General features: G+C 37.0%; 16 protein-coding genes and 1 tRNA gene. 12 read left to right on the forward strand and 5 right to left on the reverse strand.

From position 1 onward, the window contains the following. Positions 1–2: 2 nt before the first annotated feature. Genes N2Z72_06400 through N2Z72_06430 form a run of 7 tightly spaced genes read left to right on the forward strand, consistent with a single transcriptional unit; the run spans position 3 to position 11,403 of the window. Positions 3–2,654, forward strand: coding sequence for a fibronectin type III domain-containing protein (locus tag N2Z72_06400; GenBank protein MCX7697305.1), 2,652 nt, complete (start codon positions 3–5; stop codon positions 2,652–2,654). Continuing rightward, positions 2,651–4,558 carry an alkaline phosphatase D family protein gene (locus N2Z72_06405; GenBank protein MCX7697306.1) on the forward strand — a complete coding sequence of 636 codons (1,908 nt, stop codon included), beginning with the start codon at positions 2,651–2,653 and terminating at the stop codon, positions 4,556–4,558. Before N2Z72_06400 ends, N2Z72_06405 begins: the two co-directional genes overlap by 4 nt. Positions 4,559–4,569: 11 nt before the next feature. Further along, positions 4,570–5,814, forward strand: a complete 1,245-nt coding sequence (locus tag N2Z72_06410) for a T9SS type A sorting domain-containing protein (GenBank protein MCX7697307.1) — start codon at positions 4,570–4,572, stop codon at positions 5,812–5,814. Positions 5,815–5,821: 7 nt separating this feature from the next. Then, complete coding sequence (locus N2Z72_06415; GenBank protein ID MCX7697308.1) at positions 5,822–7,756, forward strand: gliding motility-associated C-terminal domain-containing protein; 1,935 nt, start codon at positions 5,822–5,824, stop codon at positions 7,754–7,756. Between the two features lie 4 nt (positions 7,757–7,760). Continuing rightward, positions 7,761–8,657 (forward strand): type IX secretion system membrane protein PorP/SprF, encoded by an 897-nt coding sequence (locus N2Z72_06420; protein MCX7697309.1) that lies wholly within the window; start codon positions 7,761–7,763, stop codon positions 8,655–8,657. 6 nt (positions 8,658–8,663) lie between these two features. Then, positions 8,664–10,823: a TonB-dependent receptor gene (locus N2Z72_06425; GenBank protein ID MCX7697310.1), complete on the forward strand. Its 2,160-nt coding sequence runs from the start codon at positions 8,664–8,666 to the stop codon at positions 10,821–10,823. A gap of 4 nt (positions 10,824–10,827) precedes the next feature. Beyond that, the gene (locus tag N2Z72_06430) at positions 10,828–11,403 is read left to right on the forward strand and encodes a hypothetical protein (GenBank protein ID MCX7697311.1); all 576 of its coding nucleotides are present in this window, start codon (positions 10,828–10,830) and stop codon (positions 11,401–11,403) included. Positions 11,404–11,505: 102 nt separating this feature from the next. Here the strand turns inward: N2Z72_06430 and hcp are convergent, their stop codons facing one another. Next, positions 11,506–13,158 carry a hydroxylamine reductase gene (gene hcp / locus N2Z72_06435; GenBank protein ID MCX7697312.1) on the reverse strand — a complete coding sequence of 551 codons (1,653 nt, stop codon included), beginning with the start codon at positions 13,156–13,158 and terminating at the stop codon, positions 11,506–11,508. 252 nt (positions 13,159–13,410) lie between these two features. Between hcp and N2Z72_06440 the strand changes: the two genes are divergently transcribed. Beyond that, complete coding sequence (locus N2Z72_06440) at positions 13,411–15,171, forward strand: hypothetical protein (GenBank protein MCX7697313.1); 1,761 nt, start codon at positions 13,411–13,413, stop codon at positions 15,169–15,171. Positions 15,172–15,177: 6 nt separating this feature from the next. Here N2Z72_06440 and N2Z72_06445 read toward each other — a convergent pair. From N2Z72_06445 to ppdK, 3 genes are all read right to left on the reverse strand, one after another. Further along, positions 15,178–15,252: transfer RNA gene (locus N2Z72_06445), tRNA-Val, on the reverse strand. Between the two features lie 30 nt (positions 15,253–15,282). Continuing rightward, on the reverse strand, positions 15,283–16,545 hold the full coding sequence (locus N2Z72_06450) for a hypothetical protein (GenBank protein MCX7697314.1): 1,263 nt from the start codon (positions 16,543–16,545) through the stop codon (positions 15,283–15,285). A 230-nt stretch (positions 16,546–16,775) separates the two neighbouring features. Further along, on the reverse strand, positions 16,776–19,499 hold the full coding sequence (gene ppdK, locus N2Z72_06455) for a pyruvate, phosphate dikinase (protein ID MCX7697315.1): 2,724 nt from the start codon (positions 19,497–19,499) through the stop codon (positions 16,776–16,778). A 98-nt stretch (positions 19,500–19,597) separates the two neighbouring features. Here ppdK and N2Z72_06460 point away from each other — a divergent pair, with 98 nt between their 5' ends. Genes N2Z72_06460 through N2Z72_06475 form a run of 4 tightly spaced genes read left to right on the forward strand, consistent with a single transcriptional unit; the run spans position 19,598 to position 22,929 of the window. Beyond that, positions 19,598–20,812 carry a cysteine desulfurase gene (locus N2Z72_06460; GenBank protein MCX7697316.1) on the forward strand — a complete coding sequence of 405 codons (1,215 nt, stop codon included), beginning with the start codon at positions 19,598–19,600 and terminating at the stop codon, positions 20,810–20,812. Continuing rightward, positions 20,809–21,246, forward strand: a complete 438-nt coding sequence (locus N2Z72_06465) for a SufE family protein (protein ID MCX7697317.1) — start codon at positions 20,809–20,811, stop codon at positions 21,244–21,246. Before N2Z72_06460 ends, N2Z72_06465 begins: the two co-directional genes overlap by 4 nt. After that, positions 21,239–21,547 (forward strand): SUF system Fe-S cluster assembly protein, encoded by a 309-nt coding sequence (locus N2Z72_06470; GenBank protein MCX7697318.1) that lies wholly within the window; start codon positions 21,239–21,241, stop codon positions 21,545–21,547. The genes N2Z72_06465 and N2Z72_06470 overlap by 8 nt, the downstream gene beginning before the upstream one ends. Beyond that, positions 21,544–22,929 carry a hypothetical protein gene (locus N2Z72_06475; protein MCX7697319.1) on the forward strand — a complete coding sequence of 462 codons (1,386 nt, stop codon included), beginning with the start codon at positions 21,544–21,546 and terminating at the stop codon, positions 22,927–22,929. The genes N2Z72_06470 and N2Z72_06475 overlap by 4 nt, the downstream gene beginning before the upstream one ends. Before the next feature lie 3 nt (positions 22,930–22,932). Here the strand turns inward: N2Z72_06475 and N2Z72_06480 are convergent. Then, the coding region (locus N2Z72_06480; protein ID MCX7697320.1) for a DNA-3-methyladenine glycosylase at positions 22,933–23,430 on the reverse strand (498 nt) is incomplete at its 5' end.

The raw sequence follows: 23,430 nt of genomic DNA on the forward strand, positions 1-23,430 counted from the left end.
TTATGAAGAGATTCAACTATGTGTTGTTTTTGACGTTAATAGTTAATCAAGTTTTTGCGGGTACACGATTTTATCGTGCTTCATTTAGAGACGATCCTACGACTACCATCGTGATTGGTTGGTGTGAAGACGGAACATCGACAAATCCAAAGTTATTTTATGGGCCACAGGATCATGGTCAGAATTATCAGAATTATCCTTATCAAGCAACAGTAAGCCGCACGGTCTCACATCGCGGACTTGTGAACCATTTTGTGCGGTTAACAAATCTACAACCTGGGACAAAATATTTTTTTGTCATTAAAGATGATCAGAGTATTAGTCCAAGAATGTCTTTCAAAACATTGAGTGACAATCCAAATGTACCTATTTTGTTTGTTTCTGGTGGTGATACGAGAACAGGAGTTCCGCTCGTAGAATATGAGGTGGATCAGTGTGTTCCCAGAAGAAAAAGAGGGTTTGAACTGGTTGCTAAAATTCGTCCCGATTTTGTTGCATTTAGCGGAGATTTTGTGCTGACAAATACTTCGACTCAACAGTGGATCGATTGGTTTACGGATTTTCAATTAACCATTGGACCTGAAGGAAGACTTACACCTATCATCCCCGTATTTGGAAACCATGAAGACGCTGTGGATGTATATAATTTTTTTGACATTCCTAATAGCAATGCTTTCTATGCTTTAACTTTTGGAGGTAATTTACTGAGATTATATACACTCAATTCAGACATTGGTTGCGGTTCTTCTCAACTTAATTGGTTTCAAAACGATCTTCAGCTTCATACGAATACGGTGAATGAACCATACTGGAAAGCAGTTCAATATCATATTCCTTTGGTCCCTCACGGTGAATATTCACCTATGACGTCGCTTATCAGTTGTTGGGCACCATTGTTCACACAATATCAGGTGAGACTAGCTATGGAAGGACACACACATGTTGTGAAGATTACTTGGCCTATAGTCCCTTCAAATGCAACGGGTAGTGATAACGGTTTTATTAGAAATGACCAAAACGGAACAGTCTATTTAGGCGAAGGGAGTTGGGGAGCGCCTTTGCGGAATTTGTATACATACTACAGTTCAAGTGCAGCTTATAATTGGACAAGAAACCAGGGAAAGTTCGCTTCGTTCTTCGTTGTGACTGTTACTAAACAAAAAATTCAGATCCGAACAGTTATGTTCAATGATGCCTCTCAAGTAGCTAACGTTAGTCAAGTTCAACCTAACGACCCGCCAGGTACGTTGCCTTCTGGTTTGACTTTTTGGAATCCGAGCAATGGTGGATTGGTAGAAATCCCGACAAATCGCATATTGAGCAACGATGCTACTTTAAGTCAATTACAAGTGAGCTATGGTAATCTCTCTCCCAATTTTAATTCATCAGTTACTACATACGAAGTTCTGGTACCTGATACTTTGTCATTCGTTCCAATTGTTACAGCTACACCTAGTCATCCTGGAGCGTACGTATCTATTCAACAAGCAACGTCTATTCAAGGTACTCAAAGCAACCGAACAGCAACCATTACCGTTACAGCTGAAGATGGTGTGACGACAAAAATTTATCAGGTAGTTTTTCAGGCTATGCCAATTGCCAATGCTTATCTTCAGTCGCTCGTGCCAAGTCATGGATCATTAACTCCTTCATTTAGTCCAACAACTTATAATTATATCGTGTATCTACCTTATGGTTTTGTCGACACACCTTACGTAACAGCTACACCACAGGATCCCATGGCCACGATGACAATTACACAACCAACTTCGCCAGATGGTATCGCTACGGTAGTCGTAACATCCTCGAATCAACAGGTAACTAAAACATATACAGTTGATTTTATCGTTTCTTCTAGCACCGATAATTATATTATTTCTTTTGTTGTCCCTAATCAAATTGGACAAAGTATCATTGATAATCAGAACAATACTATCCAATTTACCATGCCGTACAACTACGATGTGACCGCAATTGTTCCATACATAGTGCATACTGGCGTGAGTATTCACCCGCCCGCTGGAACACCGCGTAATTTTACCACTCCTGTGCAATATACCGTTTACTCAGCTAATAATACTCCACGTACTTATACAGTTTATTGTTCTTTTGCTCAACCAAGTAGTGACGCTTATTTGAGCTATCTTGAGGTGAAAGACAAGATACTAGATCCATCTTTTACCCCTGAAAATTCCTTATATTTTGTTTATGATACAGCAAGTAAGCCAGTGATCATAGCTATCCCGAGAGATTTAAATGCGACCGTAAAAATTTTTCCACCCGAAAGTGCTACAGGCTCATCTGCTCAACGAACGGCGCAAATTTTAGTCATTGCTCCCGACCTGATCACAACACGTCTTTATTCTATCATTTTCGGAACACAAACCAGCATACCCTCTCAATTTTTACCAACAATAAGAGTTTTTCCAAATCCTTGCACTTCTGCTTTTTATATTCAATTACCAGATCAACAACAAACCTATCAAATCCAGATTTTTTCAGGTTTAGGTCATCTCATGTACGATAATATCGTTACGAGTAAGGAAATTAGAGTTGATTGTGCAAATTGGCCTGCAGGAACTTATTTCGTGATAGTAAAATATTATCATGCAAATGTTCATTTCAAAAAAGTGAAAGTAATCATACAAAAATGAAAATATATTTTTTAACGTCGGTATTTTTGATTGCACTCTATTCGTTGTTAGGTCAGTCGAAGAATTATAGTAAACGGCTTGATAAGTCTTTTGATCCAATTTATGCTCCATTTTATCATGGGGTTGCTTCAGGAGATCCTTTATCTGATCGGGTAATAATATGGACGAGAGTGACCGATTTCAGCTTTGGATCAGATAGTATCCCTGTTCAGTGGTTTGTGTGTTTGGATACGTGTTGTCAACAAGTTATTAAGAGTGGTTATGCCTATGCAAGTGCTTCTCGTGATTTTTGTGTTAAGGTAGATGTTACAGGATTGCAGCCAGATACATGGTATTATTATTATTTTCGTGCTCTTGGTCGGAATTCTGTTTTAGGCAGGACACGGACTTTACCTGTAGGAAATAATCTAAATAATTTGCGTTTTGGTTTTTTTCATGGAAGTAATTATAACAGTGGTTATTATAATGCCTTACGAGACTTAGCCAACAGGAATGATGTTGATTTCATGATTCATCTCGGAGATTATATCTACGAGTACGGTACGGGTGGATATGGCAATCATCCGGATCGTTGGGTTGTGCCTGATTGGGATATTGTAACTCTCAGTGATTATCGTGCTCGTTATAGTCATTATCGCCTTGATCCAGATCTTAGGTGGGCTCATCAGCAGTACCCATGGTTTGTGATCTGGGATGACCATGAAGTAGCTAATAATGCATGGCGACATGGTGCAGAAAATCATGATTCAACTACGCAGGGTAGTTATGAAGTTCGTCGTGCATGTGCTATTCAAGCTTTTATGGAATGGATGCCTCTGAGACCTGTGAACAACCCACAATGTCCCGATAATCACATTCGTAAGTACTTTGATTTTGGCGATTTGGCAAGGCTTATTCTAATCGATTCTAGGCATGAAGCACGAATGGCACAAGATGCTTTGCCCAATAATGATCCTAACAAAACCATGCTGGGAGAAGTGCAATATCAGTGGATAACACAAGCTCTATACGAATCATACCATAATGAACATCAAAAATGGAGAATCATTGGTAATCAAGTGATGTTTGTCCCCCTTAAAATATTAGGTCAAGTTGTTAACAACGACCAGTGGGATGGATATATGCAGGACAGACAAAGGATTATGAATTTTATACGTTACACCAATATTAAAAACAATGTGATTATAACGGGCGATATTCATACTTCTTGGGCTTGTGACGTGCCAGATCCTTACATAGGTCAATATGGACCTAACGGGCAAGGATGTTCTAATCTTGTTGAATTTGTCTCACCAAGTATAACATCTCCTTCTTTCCCATTCGGAAATGGAGTAGGGGTACCACTCATTATTTCCAATAATCCTCACATTAAATGGGCAGATTTAATTTACAAAGGATACTCCATTCTTGACATTAAGCCTATGAGAGTGCATTCGGACTGGTTTTTTGTTAGTACCATCGATAATCCTGATAGCTTTCAAACAAACTGGGCTCAAGGTTGGTACGTTAATAAGGATGAAAATTTTCTGCGAATGGCTTATGCTCCTGCTTTGCCTTTAAATACTTATCCCTCATTGAGTGGAGAAAAGCCATTTTCATGCCAGCAAGATTCTACCATCACACAACTCAATGAAAATGGTCATTTTACTTTATTGAGTCTTTTTCCGAACCCTAACAACGGAAGAATGACTATACAGTATCATCTCAAAGAACCACAAACTCTGACATTTCATGTATTGGACATGCATCAAAAATTAGTTTATCAGGAGAGTATTACACCAGCGAAATTTGATATTCAATACCATGGATTTAACTTGCATTTACCTGCAGGTCAATACTATTTGTTGATTTATTCAAATCAGAAATTGCTAGGGAAAATACCATTTGTAATTGTTAATCGATAAAATAAATGAGTATGAAAAAGTTTTTATTGTTTTGTTTCATGTTTATTGCCGGAAAATTGGCACTATTTTCACAATCGCATTTTGATATTCAAGTTTATCATCAATGCGATTCTGGTAAGATCAAACTGATCAATCATCATCCATCCAATGGTTATCAACCTCATTTTATGACTACTACAGGATTTAGGTATTCGTGGAATTTCGGAAATGGTCAAACATCCACTGCAGAAAATCCTCCTTTAGTAAAATATTCACAACCTGGAACATACAATATTTCTTATTCAGTCACTATCGACACGGTTGGATTTTATTTAAATCGTATGACTGTTACAAGAGTTGGATGTACGGATCCTTTTGGAGGAAAACCTGATGTATACGTAATAATACGAGATAATGATGGTATTGAAGTTTACAATACATTTAATAATCAATTTGTTAACACTTCTCCACCATACACGTGGGAGCCACAAATCTTATTGAAAAATCCCCCTTATTTTGTATGGGTTTGGGATGATGATCCAGTAGATGGTGATGATAATTGTGTTGATGATTCTGAAAATCAACCCGGAGCGTCAACCCTCATATTATTACCTCCAAACAATCCTCAGCATTTTGGAACGACAACTTATGTTGATACCAACAACATGGTCATCGTCGAATTTGAATTTTATAAGCCTGTACTTCAATTTTCCCAACAAAAAACATTTACTGTATATTCTTCTCCAGCTGTTCCAACTCTTAACTATACTTACGGAAATTATCATATTAATGACCCAATTCCTCCTGTCATCGCATCAATTCAAAATGCAAATGTTGCGTATTGGTATGATGATTCATCTTTTGTTCAACCCATTGATACGGGTGAAGTATTTTATTTTCATCCTACCGGAAACGGGACATTTACTTTTTGGGTCAGGCAATACAATCCTACCTCTACATGTTATAGTCCAGCTGCAAGTGTAACATTCGAAATATACGGTGCAGCTTCTGTTTGGGAAGGTCATGAACGAAAACCTAGTTTTTCTTACGATAATATTGAAAATAGTTTGAACCTTTCTTTTTTTAGTCCAACCGAAAAAATAGTTGATATTCAAGTATTTAATTCACTTGGTCAGGTCTTATTCAAAGAAAAACTTCGTAACTATAACAACAGTGATATATCGATTAATTTGCCGAATCTAACAGATGGGATTTATTTTGTAAAAATAGAAACCTCTAAACATCAGGTGACTGGCAAGTTCGTAGTAAAGCATTAAAACAAACATGAACTCCAAAAAGTATATTTTACTGTTTCTCTCTTTTGTAGTTGTCCAATGGTTGTTCGGACAAAATACTTTTCAAGTCACTCCTAATCCAGGTTGTGTAGGAGTTCCTGTAAGTTTCGCTACTCTATTTTCTTCCAATTATGTTCCTATTCCAAATTTTACTACAGGTTATTCTTATTACTGGAATTTCGGTAATGGTCAAACTTCTACGCAACCCAATGTAACTGGCTTTGTTTACAATTCGGCCAACGATTACCACATCAGACATGTGGTGTACATTGATACGGTTGGGTTTGTTTTGAAAAAAGTTGAAGTACTTGCAGGTGCGTGCAACGACCCATTTGGAGGTGCACCGGATCCATATCTTATAATAACCAACGGGAATAATCAAACTGTTTTTTCTACGGCTTCTTCCCCTTACAACGATACACATTTTCCGGTAAGCTGGAACTTGAACATATTGCTTACTCATCCCCCTTATAGGTTTTGGGTTTGGGATAAAGATTCTTACGATGGCGACGACAATTGTGTCAACGATCAAGAAACTCAACCAGGTGTGTATTCCAACATAAATCTGCCTCCCAACGACACCACCACCTTTGGTGAAACAGTATATTCTTTCACGAATCAAGGACTTACTTATAGGCTATATTTTTCAAAAAATGTAACCAAGCATCAAGAAAGTTACACATATACTGTTCATTCTAGACCTTCTCTTCCGGTTCTCGTAGAGAATTTTACTCACTTTTGTTTGGGACAGTCTCCTGAACCTTTGGTAGTTTTGAGTCAAAGCGGATATGAATATGCATGGTTTTCAGATACAACGCTTACACAACCATTGTTGGTCAATGATACTTTTTATCCCAATATTACTCAAGCAGGATCGTATCAATATTTTGTTACTCAGATCGATACGAACACTCAATGCAGGAGCGGTTTTATTGCGGCTTCTGTACAGGTGATCGCTTTACCTGGACCATTGGTTAAAGGTTATTTTCCCATTTTGTGTGAAGGAGAACAAATACAAGCGTGGATTGCCTTCGGAGATAGCATTGTATGGTATGGTGACTCCTTAGGACAAAGTGTATTACATATAGGTGATACCTTTTTGCTCAATCAAAATCAACCTGGTTCATATCAGGTTTGGGTAAGGGAAATTTCCGATGAGGGTTGTTTTTCACAATTTACTCATTTGCCTGTTTACATTTCGCCAAAATTGGAAGCCCATATTTTGACACATCCTCCCTCTTGTGTGAGCAAAAATGACGGAAAAGCAACAGCCATTCCTTTAAACGGGTATCCACCTTTTCGATATGTTTGGTCCAACGGAGATTCCACCCAGACAGCCAACAATCTGCCACCAGGCGATGTAACCGTTGTGATTATTGATTCAGCTATGTGTTTGCGTACTTTTCAGGCATACGTGCCAGAAGCAGATTCAATCAAAGTTCGTTTTCAGATCGAGAGACCTTCTTGTCTTCCAGAGGGCCCCGAAGGAAAAATTACCATCCAACCAACAGGGGGAAACCCTCCTTATCAGATAACTTGTAATGGAGAACTAGTAGATACTATTTTGTCTAATATTGAACCCTCAACATATCATTTTCAAATCATAGATTCAAACGCTTGTGTGAAAGATACCACCATTCACGTGGAAAAGCTTGATGATTGCTTGGAAATCGCTACTATTCTTACTCCTAATGGTGATCATTTGAACGATACATGGCAAATCCGTTCTATTCAATATTTTCCGAAAGCTCGAATAGAAGTGTTTGATAAATTTGGAAATCTTGTCTTTAGCTCTGATGGCGAATATGAACCTTGGGATGGCACTTATAAAGGATCGATTTTGCCTGCTGGTTCTTATTATTACGTGATTAAATTTTCTCCTGATGGAGAACAAATTACAGGAATTGTCGATATTTTATATTAAATCTATGAAAAAAGTTCTTGTCAATTTAATGAGCTTTTTTATTTTGTTTGTTGATGGTAGTGGGCAGTATTTGTTAAGATTCGAAAGTTATCAGACAAATCCTTATTTTCAGGGGCCCTCAGCTATAGCTTTGTCAGATTCGACCACGTTAACTATGTGTTTGGAGCAGCCTTTAAATAAATTCGATGCTCGTTCTCCAAGAACTTATTCTGTATTAGCGACTACGTCAAGTATGAATTATTATTGGGGGGGTATGTTGACATTAGACGAATGGGGAAAGACCACAGTTGTCCAATCTCAAATAAGCCTAGCCAAGTCATTTAAATTTAATAATAAGAGTTTTTTTTCTATTGGAATCACTGCAGCTGCCAGACAATTTTGTTTTAAGGCGTCAGATCATGTCTATTTTGATCCCCTTGATCCTGCCATCTCCAATCTTACTGAAAGAAGTTTTTCCTTTGACTTTGATGCTGGTACGAGTTTTTACGTTCCACACTTTTCATTCACTTTTACCATGATGAATTTGATTAGATCAAAAGTAAGAACTGGCGACGAACAATCTCATGGATTTTATCCAGAGCGTGAAATTAAAATTGTTAATGTTGCAAAATTTCCCATCAACCCTCATGTTCTATTCCATCCTTCGATTTCTTACCGGCAAATTGGAAAAAAAATTAAACTTTTCGATACTCAATTTTTATTCACGTATAAAAGTTTATACACTGCTGGTCTTGCAATTCAATTCCCATTATCTTTGGATCTACATGCGAAGCTAAATTATAAAAGAATGCAGTTCTCTTTCATTTTTTCGTATTTTGCCGGGAAATTCTCTTATTTGTATCCGTTAAACATGGAGTCTACCTTTACTTACTTTACTCCAAGGAATGTAATCAATCGTTAATTACATATGAAGTCAATTTTTTTTGTTTTTTTTCTTTATTTTTCAGTTGGTTTAATCATCTCACAAGAGATACAAGATGATTCTATTAAAGAAGTTATTATTGTAGATTCGATACATCCTGTTAATAACAGTGTTTTTACTTTTTTAAATCTGGAGGGAAAAAAATCTTTATCTATCAAGATTTCTGATCAGTTTACTATACTTTCAGCGAAACAGCCAAGACATGTTTTTGCTCAAATTCCAGGGGTTTTCGAATACGATATGGATGGAACAGGAAATCAGATTAATTTCTCGGTGCGTGGGTTGGATCCACATCGAAGCTGGGAATTTAACGTAAGAAAAGACCAGATTATTACCAATACTGATCTTTTCGCTTATCCTGCCAGTCATTATTCGGTTCCTCTTGAAGCTATTGAAAGAATTGAATACATAAGCGGAACAGCTGCCTTGCAGTATGGTTCCCAATTCGGGGGCCTTATCAATTACGTGAGCAAAAGGCCTGATCCTGAAAAATTTTTTTCATACGAAAATTATTTTACCTTCGGTAATTATAAGTTTCTGGCAACTTTTCATCGTTTTTCAGGTAGCAGAGGAAAATTTGCCTACAATACCTGGCTTTATCTTAAATCCTATGATGGTTATAGAGAATACAACCATTCTACTGGAAATGCTCAAAATATAACATTGTTTTTTTATCCGTGGAAGGATTTTATGATGCGTTTAGAATGGACTCATTCAGGATATCTCATTCAGCTTCCTGGGCCCCTCAACGACAGTATGTTTAGAGTAAATCCTCGAATGGCAACCAGACAGAGAAACTATTACAGCCCTTCCATTCATATACCATCGTTGAATATTTTCTGGAAGATTAATCAAAACATTCAATTATTTTTTTGGACAGCTTACCTTACTGGGTCTCGGAACAGTGTTATGTTCGACAAACCTGCCAATATTCCTGATACGGTCTCACAAAACACTTTACAGTATGCTCCTCGTGAGGTCCATATAGATAAATATGGAAGTTATTCGTCTGAATTGAAGATTAAGTATTCCTATAGCCTTTTTCAAAAAAATCATCAATTCTTTGCTGGAGTTCAAAGCTTAATCAATCGCACACGTCGCTTTCAGCAAGGCTTAGGAACAGCTGGCACTGACTATGATCTCACTGTCGTGAATTCAACTTGGGGTAGGGAAGTGCAATACTATACAGACCATGTTGCTTTTTTCCTGGAGAATAAGCTTAATGTTTTTAAAGAATTCTTTTGGCAGTTTGGATTAAGATACGAGAAAGGAACTTCGATATTTAAGGGTAAGATAAATTATTACGACAGCGAAAAACTCAAAAATACTATCCCGCATGATTTTCCTCTTCTTGGTTCGCAATTGTCTTACAAGCCTCTGAAATGGTTGTTAATGTATGTGGGTTATTCACAAGCGTATCGTCCTGTTTTAATGAAGGACATTGTGCCAGCATCATCTCAAGAAATGGTCGACAAAAATCTTAAGGATGTTCGTGGGCATGTAGCTGAAGCTGGTGTCAAAATCGTCCTACCTTATTTCAAGGGAGAAATAACTTATTTTGACATATTGTATAAAAACAGGATGGGGTCCATAGTTCAGGAAGACTCTATGAACAACGTATATATCTTTAAAACCAATGTTGGTGATTCTAGAAATAAAGGGATTGAATTATTTGGCCAAATTGACTATCATTTTACTCAGAAGTTTAAAGCTTTGGCATTTACATCCATTTCATATTTAGATGCTCGTTACATTTCTGGTATTTTAAGGAAAGGTAATCAAAACGTCAATATAGCAGGTAATCGAGTTGAATCTGCTCCGGAATGGACTGTACGTTCAGGCTTCCTATTTTCTTACAAAAAACTGTCTTTGCAATTGATTTATACGTATGTGGACGAAACTTTTGCTGATCCTTTCAATACGGTTGAACCCAATGTCAGTGGTACGGTGGGGTTAGTTCCTCTTTATCGTTTGTGGGACGTATCCCTTTCAGCAGAGCTTAGCAAAAACGTCACTTTTCTTATGCAAATTAATAATTTGCTTGATGAAAAATATTTCACAAAACGTCCACAATTTTATCCTGGCCCTGGAATTTGGCCATCTGAAGGGCGTACGTTGAGATTTACTTTGCATGTTAAAACTTAAAATGATGAACAGTGGGAAAAGGTTCAATCGTCCGTATATTACCATAGTTGTAATATTTCTCTTAACATTTGCATACGCTTTTATTCGTTACGTGACATTTGGCAACATGACCCCGGAAAATATTCCTCTAGTTATCACGAATAAAGCCATTGCTTTTACTTTGCCGTTTATTTTTCTTATATTGTCGATAAAATATGCTAACAACCGTACAGTAGATCAAACAAATCATGATGCTTTACGACAAATGTCGTTTTTTCATATTATTTTGTCCATTCTTATACTTTCAAAAGATCTTCTGCCGAAATTTATCTCCAATGATTCATATTCATTTGATGGAAGTTTTTCTCTTCTTGGTGGGATCATCACTTATTTTTTGGTGCGTGGACTGAAAAATTATCAAACAATGCTTATTTTTTCACTGTTTTTAAAACTTCATATTTTTTTCATCGGATATAAAAATTGGCTAAATCCCTCCGTCTGGTTTGGTTACTTGCCACCAATTACCATGATCTGTTTCATACTTTTGATTGTGGCTGATGTAATTTTGGTGAGGAGTTATGTACGAATAAGGCAAGAATAAAATCTTTTTAATATTGATCTTATCGAGTTTAGTACGAACAAAGTTGATTGGGCTGTTGATGCAGGGTTATTGCATTTTATTCGTACAAATTAAGTGTAGAATTTATACTAGTTCGAATTTTTTAAGGTCTTCTTCGACTGTGCTAGTGGTGTTAATTTGAAATTTTTCTTGGAGGATTTTGAGAACGTTTGGGCTCAAGAAAGCAGGTAAGGTGGGACCAAGGTGAATGTTTTTCACTCCTAAATACAGAAGTGCCAACAATACGATAACAGCTTTTTGTTCGTACCATGCAATATTATAAACGATGGGGAGTTTGTTGATATCGTCGAGACCCAGGACTTCTTTTAGTTTTAGAGCAACAGCTGCAAGCGAATAGGAATCGTTGCATTGTCCGGCATCCAATACACGTGGAATTCCGTCAATGTTACCGAGAGGAAGTTTAATATAACGATATTTAGCACAACCTGCGGTTAGAATCACGGTATCAGGGGGAAGTTTTTGTGCAAATTCTGTATAGTATTGTCGTTCTTTATGGCGTCCGTCACAACCAGCCATCACAACAAATTTTTTAATTTTCCCTGAATTTACGGCTGCGAGAACTTTATCGGCTAACGATAAGACTTGATGGTGAGCAAAACCACCTACGATCTGACCTTCTTCGAGTTGTAATGGTGGTTGGCATTGTTGTGCATGCCTGATAATTTGACTAAAGTCTTTAGATTTACCATCTTTTCTGTTCGGGATGTATGTAGCGTTTGGTAATCCGGTTGCACCTGTAGTATATATGCGATCTTTGTAACTAGCATTTTCAAAAGGAGGAACAATGCAATTGGTAGTGAAAAGAATAGGTCCGTTGAATTTTTCAAATTCTTCACGTTGTTGCCACCATGAATTACCGTAATTTCCAGCAAAATGGGTATATTTTTTAAAAAAGGGATAATAATGAGCTGGTAACATTTCGCCATGAGTGTATATATCAATACCAGCATCTTTGCTTTGCTCAAGTAGTTCTTCTAGATCGATCAGATCATGTCCGGAAACTAAAATTCCAGGACGATTTCTCACACCTAATGAAACCGTAGTGACTTCAGGATGGCCATATCGGTTCGTGTGAGCCTCGTCAAGCAAAGCCATCGTGCGAACCCCTTTCTCACCACATTCTAAAATTAGAGTAAGTAGTTCATCGTTTGAAAGATTATTTTTTTCTAGCGATGTAAAAACGCGATGTATGAAATGAAAAATTTCCTTATCGCTTTTTCCTAAGTGTAAAGCATGATATGCATAAGCCGCCATTCCTTTGACTCCATACATGAGAGTTTCCCTTAATGATCGATGATCTTCATCATAATCTGTGTTAACACCATGTAATTGTCCAATTTTCAAAATTTCTTCATCTGACGTGGCAATCCAAAACGAAGAAGCAGGTAGTTGTTCAAGTGAAAAAGAAGGATCGACATCTTGTAATTTGTTCAAAGCTGTCTTTTTCAACTCAAATGAACGATAAATAGAATTTATAATTGACTGAGGATCAAAATTGACGTTAGTTACTGTTTTAAACAACGACTCTAAAATGAATTCATCGTATATTTGAGTGGGAACATCAAGTTTGTTGAGATGGTAAAGGATATTGCTTAGCCCTTTAACAGAATAGATTAGAGCATCCATAAGTATCGCCAATTCAGAGTCTTTTCCACATACTCCTTGGGTAGTACAACCAATCCCCTTGGCTGCTTCTTGACATTGATAACAAAACATATTTGTTTTCATATATTTGGTATTTATATACCAAAATTATTATTATTTTAATTTTGTAATCACAAAATGATAATTATCATATTTCTATGTTGTTAACGCTATTTACTTCTTTGTGGTCAACACCGATATTTTTAATTAGAGCATTTTTTTATTTTTTTAAAATTGTTTGATCGTAATCGTCAGAACTATTTCGATGTAGCTGGAATTTTTTTTGTTTTTTTTGGTAACAATAGTTACATTTGTAAAAAAATTATGAAAAAAGGGGTTTGGGTCTTTCTTTTTTTTCAAGTGGTATTGCTTTATTCTCAAGGAATTTGCATATCAAATAATGTCTCCACTCCTGATGCTTCTGCTATGTTGGACGTGGTAGCTACAAATAAAGGGATTCTGATACCGCGCGTTGCACTCGTACAAACCACCAATTCAAGTCCTGTAACTTCACCAGCTACTAGTTTATTGGTGTATAACACGTCGAATGTAAACGATGTTACACCAGGATATTATTACTGGAATGGAGCGAGATGGGTTCGCTTGCTAGGTGATGATAAAGCATGGTTATTAAGTGGTAACAGTATTTCTTCATCGGATTTTATTGGAACCCTCAATAACATGGATTTCAGAATTTTTACGAATAATTCTGAAAAAATGCGTGTCACAGCAGGTGGAAACGTAGGTATTGGGACTACTAGTCCTGTTGAAAGGCTGCATGTTTTTTCAGATTTAAACGTAGACAAAAGTGTTGTGTATGGATACGCTACTCAAACATCTACTTCTACTGATTATAGAAACGTGGGAGCTCAAGGATTTGCTCGTGGTGCTAATTCTACATGGGGTAATGCCATTGGCATAGCTGGTATTGCAGATAAAGATAACAGCTGGAGAGCCATAGGAGTTTATGCTACATTGGCCAATTCTCTTCCTTCTACCTTTAGTTATAACACTGCTCTTTACGCAGATGGTGCGGGAAAGGGTAATTCAGCGTTGTTTATGGGTGGTAGAGTGGGTATTAACAATACATCCCCATCGTATCATTTACATGTAACAGGTTCAGCAAGAATAGATACTTTTCTTGTCGTAGGTAACCCAACGGTATCTACCACTATTCGTCGAGCTAAAAAAGAATTTTATCTTACTAGCACCATAAATGTTCAAAATGGTTACCTTAATTCAGCTTCTTTAGGCACACTTGACATACCTCCTGGTGCAACCAGCATCACAGTGACACGTGTGGTATATGGCTTCAATGGTTATCATCAAGATGCTGATGAACAGCACGGTGTAATGGTAAGAATAGGATCTACAGATTTTGGATCCATATATGAGACCGGTGCCAATGGCTATGCAGGTGTGGATTGGATTAATACTTCCTATCATAATACTTCATTCACTACTAGTCAGAATGTTTATTTCCGAATCTATGATGCTAGTGATTTATTTGATGATAATTTTTATGTGCTGAATGCTTACATTTGCATCTACTATGAATATTCTGTTGCAGCTCAACGTGGAGATATTGTTGCATCAGGAAATATCTATGGACAGGGTATTTATTCCATAGGTCAATATGGCGACTTAGCTGAGCATTATCCCATCATACCAAAGGGAAATGAAATCATTGAGCCAGGACTTCTAGTGAGCTTTGTGCCAGAAAGTGAAGGAATTTTCACTCTAGCCACTCAAGATAATATTCAGCATTTAGCTGGTGTAATTTCGGAAAACCCTACCATTTTACTAAATAATCCATCAGAGGGATATCCCATAGCTTTCACAGGACGTGTAAAGGTAAAACTCGCTCCGTCTGATCGCTTAATCAAAAGTGGTGATTTTATTACTGTTTCTCCCATTCCGGGTAAGGGTCAGTTGGCAACTGAAGAAGGTTATGTTGTTGGTTATGCCATTTCGAATCAAAAACCCGGAGAAGATTTCGTACGTGTTCTTCTACAACCAGGAAGGTATTATAAACCTTCAGTTTCATCGAAAGACAACAAAAAAGGCAAATTTATCTCTCAGTAAGTCAAGTGGGTTGTACTGGACTCGAACCAGTGACCTCATGCGTGTGAAGCATGCGCTCTGAACCACCTGAGCTAACAACCCTTACAGGCAAAAGTAATAATTTTTTTAATTTTAATAAAATATACTTAACCCTATCCGTGGAGAAAGGCAACGACTTAAGTTGACTTCTTGAGGTAAAAATCCTTTTGTTTTGTAAAGCATTCCTAAATTTAAGGATATATAATTAAATGAAGAGATTTTTAGCGCCGGAAAATGATATTGTAATAATCCATCTACAGCAAAGCCAGTAAAAGGTGTCGAAGTGTTAAAAGACAAGTTTTGAGGTTGTTGCCAAATATGTATCTGAGCATCAAGAAAAAAGTGTTTAAAAAGTGGATATTGAGACATACTTATTCCAATAGCGGGAAACCACGTATGTTTGTTTTGGTAGCCGCGAAAATAGGTTGAAATATTCCATTTTTTCCAAGATGACCATATATGTAGTTCAATAAAATCGCCAAAAGGAGCAAGCATGTAACCTAAGCCTAAATTAATATGAGTTCTATTCAAAGTAAAGTATGGTATTCCCACAATTGATGGGTGCAATGCATTGAGGAAAGAACGAAAGCCTATTCTTCTGATAAATCTTTTTTCTTCATTGGTTAAATCATGATACTCAGTGTACCGGTAAAATGTCATATGTGGTCGATAGATATGGCGAGCAAAACTATAAACGTCGTGCCCGACGATATCACGATCAAGTTCATTGGGTTCTTCTTTGATGTTTACCTTTATTTTAAAAAGTCCTGAAGCAAGGTACTGAATCACTGAAATTTTTCTTAATAAGTATGTCCACTGCAAAATAGAATACCTTTCTTGTTGAAATGCCAGAAGGGTTTCGATTTGCTTGAGAAACATGTAGTCAGACTCAAGCCCTGCGGAATGAAGACGAATGTAATCTGGAAGATGTGAATCTCTCAGTCGTTTTAGCGTGCTGTCAGCTACTCCTTTGACGTAGGCCGCGCCATATTTGTTGAAATAGGGTTGAGAAATCGAACCAATTTTATGGCGAGTTAAAATGGAACGATGGCCCTCCTCGTGAGTAAGTGGGATGAAAAAAAGTGCATCGAATAGGATTACGATTGTTGTATTTAAGTCCATTGGTAATTTTACTTTGTTGTATATATATCGACCAAACATGCGGTATAAGGATAAAGCATTTTCATTCATTTGACGCATAGTAAAAAGTAAAGCAGGACGATCCATGAATATGAAAGGATAATTGGCATGTAAGCTATCGTAATTATCCTGAGATGGAGAATTACTATTTGTTGATTCCTGAGGCCATAATATGAAACTCCAAGCAATGGAAAAGAATAAATGAAATAATTTCATTTTTTTTACAAAACTAATTTCATTCTTGCTTATTAAACGACACATTTTTGTTGTAAGTTGAAGCAATTTATGAAACTTTTTTCAATGGAATATGTGTGCAAATCGTAAGGAATTAATTCATTTTAAATTTTTTAATCCATTATTTTTTTCGGTCATACATTTTTAATGCATAGAAGTGGCAATAAAAAAGCCCTCCAGAAGAGGGCTTACATCAACAAATAGGTGTATTCTTATTTTTCTTTTTTAATTGCAGCTTGAGCTGCTGCAAGACGAGCGATAGGAACTCTATAAGGGCTGCAACTTACGTAATCTAGACCAATGTTGAAACAGAATTCGACGGAATTAGGTTCACCACCGTGTTCTCCGCAAATACCGATCTTAAGGTTTGACCTGGTTTTCCTTCCGTTATCAACTGCCCACTTCATGAGTACACCAACGCTTTCCTGATCAATGATCTGGAATGGATCGAAAGGTAACACTTTCTTTTCGAGATATTCTGGCAAGAAAGACCCGATATCGTCACGTGAGAAAGCAAAAGTCATCTGGGTAAGGTCGTTGGTTCCAAAACTAAAGAACTGAGCATATTGAGCTATTTTGCTAGCAACAAGAGCAGCACGAGGTGTTTCAATCATGGTGCCAACAAGGTGAGGAATTTCATTTAGACCAAACTTTTGAAGAACTTCTCCGTATACTTTTTCGATTAATTCAAATTGAAGTTTTAATTCTTTTTCGTTCACTGTAACGGGAATCATAATTTCTGGAAAAGGCTTTTTGCCTTCTTTGATGAGCTCTGCTGCAGCTTCGAAAATAGCTCTAATTTGAACGATAGTAATTTCTGGATAAGTGATACCGAGACGCACACCTCGATGTCCCATCATGGGATTGTTTTCGTGGAGTAATTCGGCACGTTTGTTAATTTCATCTATGGAAACACCTAATTCTTTGGCTAGCTGAATGCGTCCTGCCTCACTTTGAGGAACAAATTCATGTAAAGGAGGATCAAGTGTTCGGATTGTAACAGGATAACCATCCATAGCTTCAAGAGTAGCTTTTATGTCAGCTTTCATGTAAGGAAAGAGTTCGTCCAGTGCTTTCTTGCGCTCTTCTTCAGTGGTACTGATGATCATTTTACGTAGGAGGAATAGAGGTTTTTCGCTTCCGGCTCCATAGAACATGTGTTCCGTACGGAAAAGACCTATACCTTCTGCACCGAATTCAAGGGCTTTCTTAGCATCTTCTGGTGTATCGGCATTGGTACGAACCTTCATTGTTCTGTATTTATCCACCAGTTGCATGAAACGTTTAAAGTTTTCGTTTTCACTACCACTTACAAGTGGCAGAGCTCCTTCGTAAACAATGCCCTTGCTTCCATTAAGCGAAATGGTATCACCTTCTCTGTAAGTGCCAGCTGGAGTTGTCACGGTTTTCTTTTCGACATCGATGTGCAAGTCTCCAGCACCAACGACACAACATTTACCCCATCCTCGAGCAACTAAAGCGGCATGGCTTGTCATTCCTCCTCGGGCGGTTAATATGGCTACAGCGGCACGCATTCCATCGATATCTTCTGGGTTAGTTTCTTCTCGAAGGAGAACTACTTTTTCGCCACGCTTAGTCCATTCAACTGCATCTTGAGATGTGAAAACAATCTTTCCTACAGCACCACCAGGTCCTGCAGGTAATCCTTTTGCTATGATTTTTGCATTTTTTTGTGCTTTCTCATCTAAGATAGGGTGTAACAATTCATCCAACTGAGATGGTTTTACCCTCAAAATGGCTTCTTTCTCATCTATAAGGCCTTCATCAAGCATGTCGAGAGCTATCTTAACAGCAGCAAACCCGTTGCGTTTTCCAACTCGACATTGTAACATCCAAAGCTTGCCTTCCTGAATGGTAAATTCAATGTCAAGCATGTCACGGTAGTGGTTTTCAAGTATTTTTTGTATTTCATGAAGTTCTTTATAAACGTCAGGCATGGCAACTTCAAGACTGGGAAGGTGCTTATTATGTTCGCTTTTTCCAATTTCATTGATGGGATTAGGCGTACGTATACCTGCCACAACATCTTCACCCTGTGCATTAGGTAACCATTCACCATAAAAATAATTTTCTCCTGTGGCAGGGTTGCGAGTGAAAGCTACGCCGGTTGCAGAAGTTTCTCCCATGTTTCCGAACACCATGGCTTGAACGTTGACTGCGGTTCCCCAATCGTCGGGTATGCCTTCAATTTTTCGATAACTTACTGCTCGTTTTCCGTTCCAGCTTTTGAAGACAGCAAATATGGCTCCCCAAAGCTGTTCCCATGGGTCTTCAGGAAAAGGTTTTCCCAGAACTTCAAGAACTTTTTGACGATAAATTTCAATAAGAGCTTTTAGATCCTCAGCTGTAAGTTCTGTGTCTTCTTTAACACCACGTTCACGCTTCATTTTTTCAAGTTCTTTTTCAAGAATTGTTCGGATTCCTTTGCCTTCTTCTGGTTCAATTCCTGCAGCTTTTTCCATTACAACATCAGAATACATTTGGATAAGTCGACGCTGGCTATCGTAAACAAAGCGAGGATTATTCGTCTTTTTAATCAACCCTTCGCGAGTCATATCATTTAAGCCAACATTTAAGATGGTTTCCATCATGCCTGGCATGGAGGTGCGAGCACCAGAACGTACTGATACAAGAAGAGGATTATCTGGATCGCCAAATTTGCAATTCATGATAGTTTCAATATGGTGCATTCCTTTTATGACGTCTTCAAGCAAGATTTCTTTTATTTTTTCTTCTCCATATTTGAAATATTCATTACATACTTCGGTTGTAATGGTAAATCCTGCCGGTACAGGGAGACCGATTAAGTTCATTTCAGCTAAATTAGCACCCTTACCTCCAAGCAGGTCTTTCATATCTGCTTTTCCCTCTGCTTGTTTGTTTCCAAATGTATACACTCTTTTAACTGAATCCATATTTTTATATTTTATGCAAAGTTACAAAATTCAGAACAAATTTTTATCATTCAAGCTCGAGAGAGGTGATTTTTAAATTAATTTTGTAAAAACTTTGAATGAACTGGAAGCAAAATTTTCCTATATTTGAATATGCAAAGAGAAAAGGCCAATCGTTGGTGTATTTTGACAATGCAGCTACTACACACAAACCTTTTTCAGTGATTGAGGCAGAACGCGAATACTATTTCAAACTCAACAGTAACATTCACAGAGCTAACCATTATTTATCGCAAAAAAGTACGGACTTATTCGAAGAAACTCGTGATGCAGTTAAGAATTTTATTCATGCTTCCAAGCGAGAGGAAATTATTTTTACACGGGGTACGACCGAATCATTTAATCTATTGGCATCATCATTATTGGAACTTTTTAATCCCGGTGATAATATTATTTTGACTCATCTAGAACATCACAGCAACATTGTTCCATGGCAGTTAAATGCTTGGAGAAAAGGAATAGAAATAAGAGTTTTGCATCTTACCGACGAAGGCATCGTAGATTTAGACCATCTGACACATGTGGTAGATTCGAAGACACGACTTATCTCTGTTGCCCACGTTAGCAACGTTTTAGGTACTATTCAGCCTATTAGTGAAATCGCAAAATACGCTCACGAGCGAAATATCTTGGTTGCTGTTGATGGAGCACAGGCTGTAGCTCATATTCCAGTTAATGTTCAAGAATTGGATTGTGATTTTTATGCTTTTTCAGCTCATAAAATGTATGGGCCTACAGGTGTTGGGGTTTTATATGGCAAGGAAGAATGGCTTCAAAAATTGCCTCCCGACCAGGGTGGGGGAGAAATGATCGAGGAAGTGAGTTGCGAAAAAACTACCCTCAACGCGCTTCCTTACAAATTCGAAGCAGGAACACCTAATATTGCTGGTGTCGTATCTTTCAAAAAAGCTTTGGATTTTACTCAGGATTTGTTTTCTCAAGGTATCATGCAGTTTGAGGAAAAATTATTGAAATTAGCTTTGAATAAGTTGAACCTCATAGAAGGTATAATTCTTTATGGCACTCATGATGTATCTAAAAGAACCAGTGTGATATCCTTCAATCATCATCGTATTCATCCTTATGATCTGGGAATACTTCTCGATCAAATGAATGTGGCTGTCAGAACTGGCAACCATTGTGCCCAGCCTCTTATGAAATGGCTAGGTTTGTCAAGTGGAACTGTCAGAATTTCTTTTGCCTGTTACAACGACGAAGAAGATATCGATAGGTTTATAGAAGGATTGAAAAAAGTTCTAAACATGTTGTTATGAAAACCTTGCAAGAAAGAATAGAAGCTATTGTAGAGCAATTCCTAGCATGGGAAGATTGGATGGATAAATATAATTTGATCATTGAATATGCTAATCAGCTTCCAACTTTGGACGAAAAATATAAAACACCTGCTTACCTCATTCACGGGTGTCAGTCTCAAGTATGGCTTGCTGCTGAATACGATAATGGAAAAATTCATTTTTTTGCCGATAGCGATGCTATCATTACCAAAGGGATGGTGAGTATCCTGGTTCATATTTTTTCGGGTTCGACACCAGATGAAATTCTTCATTGCGATATGTCTTTTATTGATCGGCTAGGATGGCGCGAACACCTTTCACCAACGCGTTCAAATGGACTCAATGCCATGTTAAAGCAAATTCGCTTATATGCCCTAGCTTTTTCGACCATAGAAAATAAAAAACATGGATAATTTAAAGGATAAAATCATTGAAGTTCTTAAAAACATTTACGACCCTGAAATTCCGGTCAACATTTATGATTTGGGTTTAATTTATGACATACAAATTGGTGATGAAGGAAATGTAAAGCTTTTGATGACTCTCACAGCTCCCAATTGTCCTATTGCTGAATCTCTTCCAAATCAGATCAGGAGAGCCGTTATGCAAATTGAAGGTGTTCAGGACGTCTGGGTTGAGTTAACTTTTGACCCTCCTTGGACACCTGAAAAAATGAGTGACGAGGCTCGAATGATCCTGAATTTAGATATATGACAAAATTTTTTAAAAAAATTCTCATTTTTTTAGCCATAGTTTTTTTATACTTTTTCTTGTTTCTTCAACATGTAGAAAAGGAGATCTCTTACAACAATGTGGCTCACATTTTCATGTTAAATACTCTTGAAATATGGAAAAGGTCTACACCTTTGGAATATCATTTTTCGCCTGTTCAGACTTTTCCAGAAGCTAAAAAACACAATCACTACTACAAACGCTTGGATGATATTGAGGGAAATAACTACTATATTTCACATCCACCAGGAGCCTTTTTATTCAATTATTTAATTTTTTCTTTTTTTTCTCTTCCTCTAAGTAATGAGAATTTGCAATGGGTTTTGTTTTCTTTGTGGACATTGATGCTTATCTTGATTTTCTTTTGGATCAATGAAACGTGGGGAAAAACAATTCATGTCTATTTTTTTATCATTACCGGCCTTATACTTTGGGGAGCATCCGGTCCTGTTTTGTATCTTTTTTCTAGACATAATTTTTCCGAAGCTTGGGGATTTTTCTTTTTCACTGGATGGTTAATTTTTTATGATTTATATACTAAAACCAGAAAAAAGTTATTTTATGTTTTACTGATTACATTTACATTATTTACTGCGTACACAGATTGGCTAGGTATCGGTCTTTTATTTGTTGGAGGATGGTATATTATATTTAGCAAAGATCCATTCCTCAGAAAAAGCTGGTTTTCCCTTCTTATAGTATTGGTTGTTACCTATGCCATGGTTTTTATTCAATATGCTTCCATAGGTGGTGTTTCTGCGTTTTTAAAAGCATTAGCTATAAGATTCGTTGAACGTTCCGGCTATTTTGGTGCATCGTATACTGATATGGGATATCATATCTTTAACCTAGAGACCTGGAAATTTTTGATTTTAAATATTTGGAATATGCTTAAAGGTGGTGGGTTGTTCTGTATTATACTGGTATTGGTTTATAAACTAATTTTTAAAAGAAATATTCTTTTTTTATTGCATGAAAAAATAGTGGTGATTTCATTTTTATCTGTTTTGATTTATAGCTTGTTTTTATTCAGTGCTACAGCAACTCATTACGTTTATATAGCTAAATGGTACATTCCTATATTTTTCACTACCATGTTGATTTTATCGGAAAATTTGAATCTTATTCGAGGGCCATGGTGGATATCTCTGGTTTCACTTTTTCTTATTATGTTAGCATATTATGAATTTAGATTACATGTTCCCAAAATGAATCTTGACAAGAAAAGATATTTGGACGAGCTTGCTGATGAGGTGAAAAATAATAAGCAAGACACTATTGTGATGCGATCCTTTTTGGAGGAAAGAGATATTATTTATCTCAGTTGGAAAAGCAAACGAAATTTGGTTTGGAAAAACAAATAGCTATTACGCTTCTTTTTTAAGTAAAAACCTATAAGGCAAAAGTGCATCTTCCTCAGCATAATCTATCCCTATTCGTGTAGTGGTAATAATTTGATTTTCCTCGATTTGTATTCCAACATCGGCAATATAGAGGGGCGGCTTAAAAAGTGAAAGTCCATTGTGGATTAAGGAAATGCCCAATGCCACAGTTACTTTGCCAGGTCCTACTATAGGATAGGCTTTCATTTTCTTACTCTTTAATCGTTCTTCCATCATATATTTACCATGAAAAGGCTCAATACTTCTAATAAGTACTGCATCTGGAATGTTCTTCTCATTTGTTACAACATTAAACAAATAATGTATGCCATAACATAGATAAACATAAGCATACCCACCTTCCTTATACATAACCTTATTTCTAGGAGTTAATTTTCCTCCATATGCATGGGAAGCTTTGTCTTTTATTCCTGCATAAGCTTCTGTTTCTGTGATAATACCAGAAGTTAATACGCCGTCGAT

It is taken from the genome of Bacteroidales bacterium (genome assembly GCA_026418905.1).
Taxonomy (GTDB): Bacteria; Bacteroidota; Bacteroidia; order Bacteroidales; family DTU049; genus JAOAAK01.

What these genes read in the sequence shown, in the direction of transcription:
- N2Z72_06400 (MCX7697305.1), top strand. Translation starts at nt 3, where the DNA reads ATGAAGAGATTCAACTATGTGTTGTTTTTGACGTTAATAGTTAATCAA.
- N2Z72_06405 (MCX7697306.1), top strand. Translation starts at nt 2,651, where the DNA reads ATGAAAATATATTTTTTAACGTCGGTATTTTTGATTGCACTCTATTCG.
- N2Z72_06410 (MCX7697307.1), top strand. Translation starts at nt 4,570, where the DNA reads ATGAAAAAGTTTTTATTGTTTTGTTTCATGTTTATTGCCGGAAAATTG.
- N2Z72_06415 (MCX7697308.1), top strand. Translation starts at nt 5,822, where the DNA reads ATGAACTCCAAAAAGTATATTTTACTGTTTCTCTCTTTTGTAGTTGTC.
- N2Z72_06420 (MCX7697309.1), top strand. Translation starts at nt 7,761, where the DNA reads ATGAAAAAAGTTCTTGTCAATTTAATGAGCTTTTTTATTTTGTTTGTT.
- N2Z72_06425 (MCX7697310.1), top strand. Translation starts at nt 8,664, where the DNA reads ATGAAGTCAATTTTTTTTGTTTTTTTTCTTTATTTTTCAGTTGGTTTA.
- N2Z72_06430 (MCX7697311.1), top strand. Translation starts at nt 10,828, where the DNA reads ATGAACAGTGGGAAAAGGTTCAATCGTCCGTATATTACCATAGTTGTA.
- hcp (MCX7697312.1), bottom strand. Translation starts at nt 13,158, where the DNA reads ATGTTTTGTTATCAATGTCAAGAAGCAGCCAAGGGGATTGGTTGTACT.
- N2Z72_06440 (MCX7697313.1), top strand. Translation starts at nt 13,411, where the DNA reads ATGAAAAAAGGGGTTTGGGTCTTTCTTTTTTTTCAAGTGGTATTGCTT.
- N2Z72_06450 (MCX7697314.1), bottom strand. Translation starts at nt 16,545, where the DNA reads ATGAAATTATTTCATTTATTCTTTTCCATTGCTTGGAGTTTCATATTA.
- ppdK (MCX7697315.1), bottom strand. Translation starts at nt 19,499, where the DNA reads ATGGATTCAGTTAAAAGAGTGTATACATTTGGAAACAAACAAGCAGAG.
- N2Z72_06460 (MCX7697316.1), top strand. Translation starts at nt 19,598, where the DNA reads ATGAACTGGAAGCAAAATTTTCCTATATTTGAATATGCAAAGAGAAAA.
- N2Z72_06465 (MCX7697317.1), top strand. Translation starts at nt 20,809, where the DNA reads ATGAAAACCTTGCAAGAAAGAATAGAAGCTATTGTAGAGCAATTCCTA.
- N2Z72_06470 (MCX7697318.1), top strand. Translation starts at nt 21,239, where the DNA reads ATGGATAATTTAAAGGATAAAATCATTGAAGTTCTTAAAAACATTTAC.
- N2Z72_06475 (MCX7697319.1), top strand. Translation starts at nt 21,544, where the DNA reads ATGACAAAATTTTTTAAAAAAATTCTCATTTTTTTAGCCATAGTTTTT.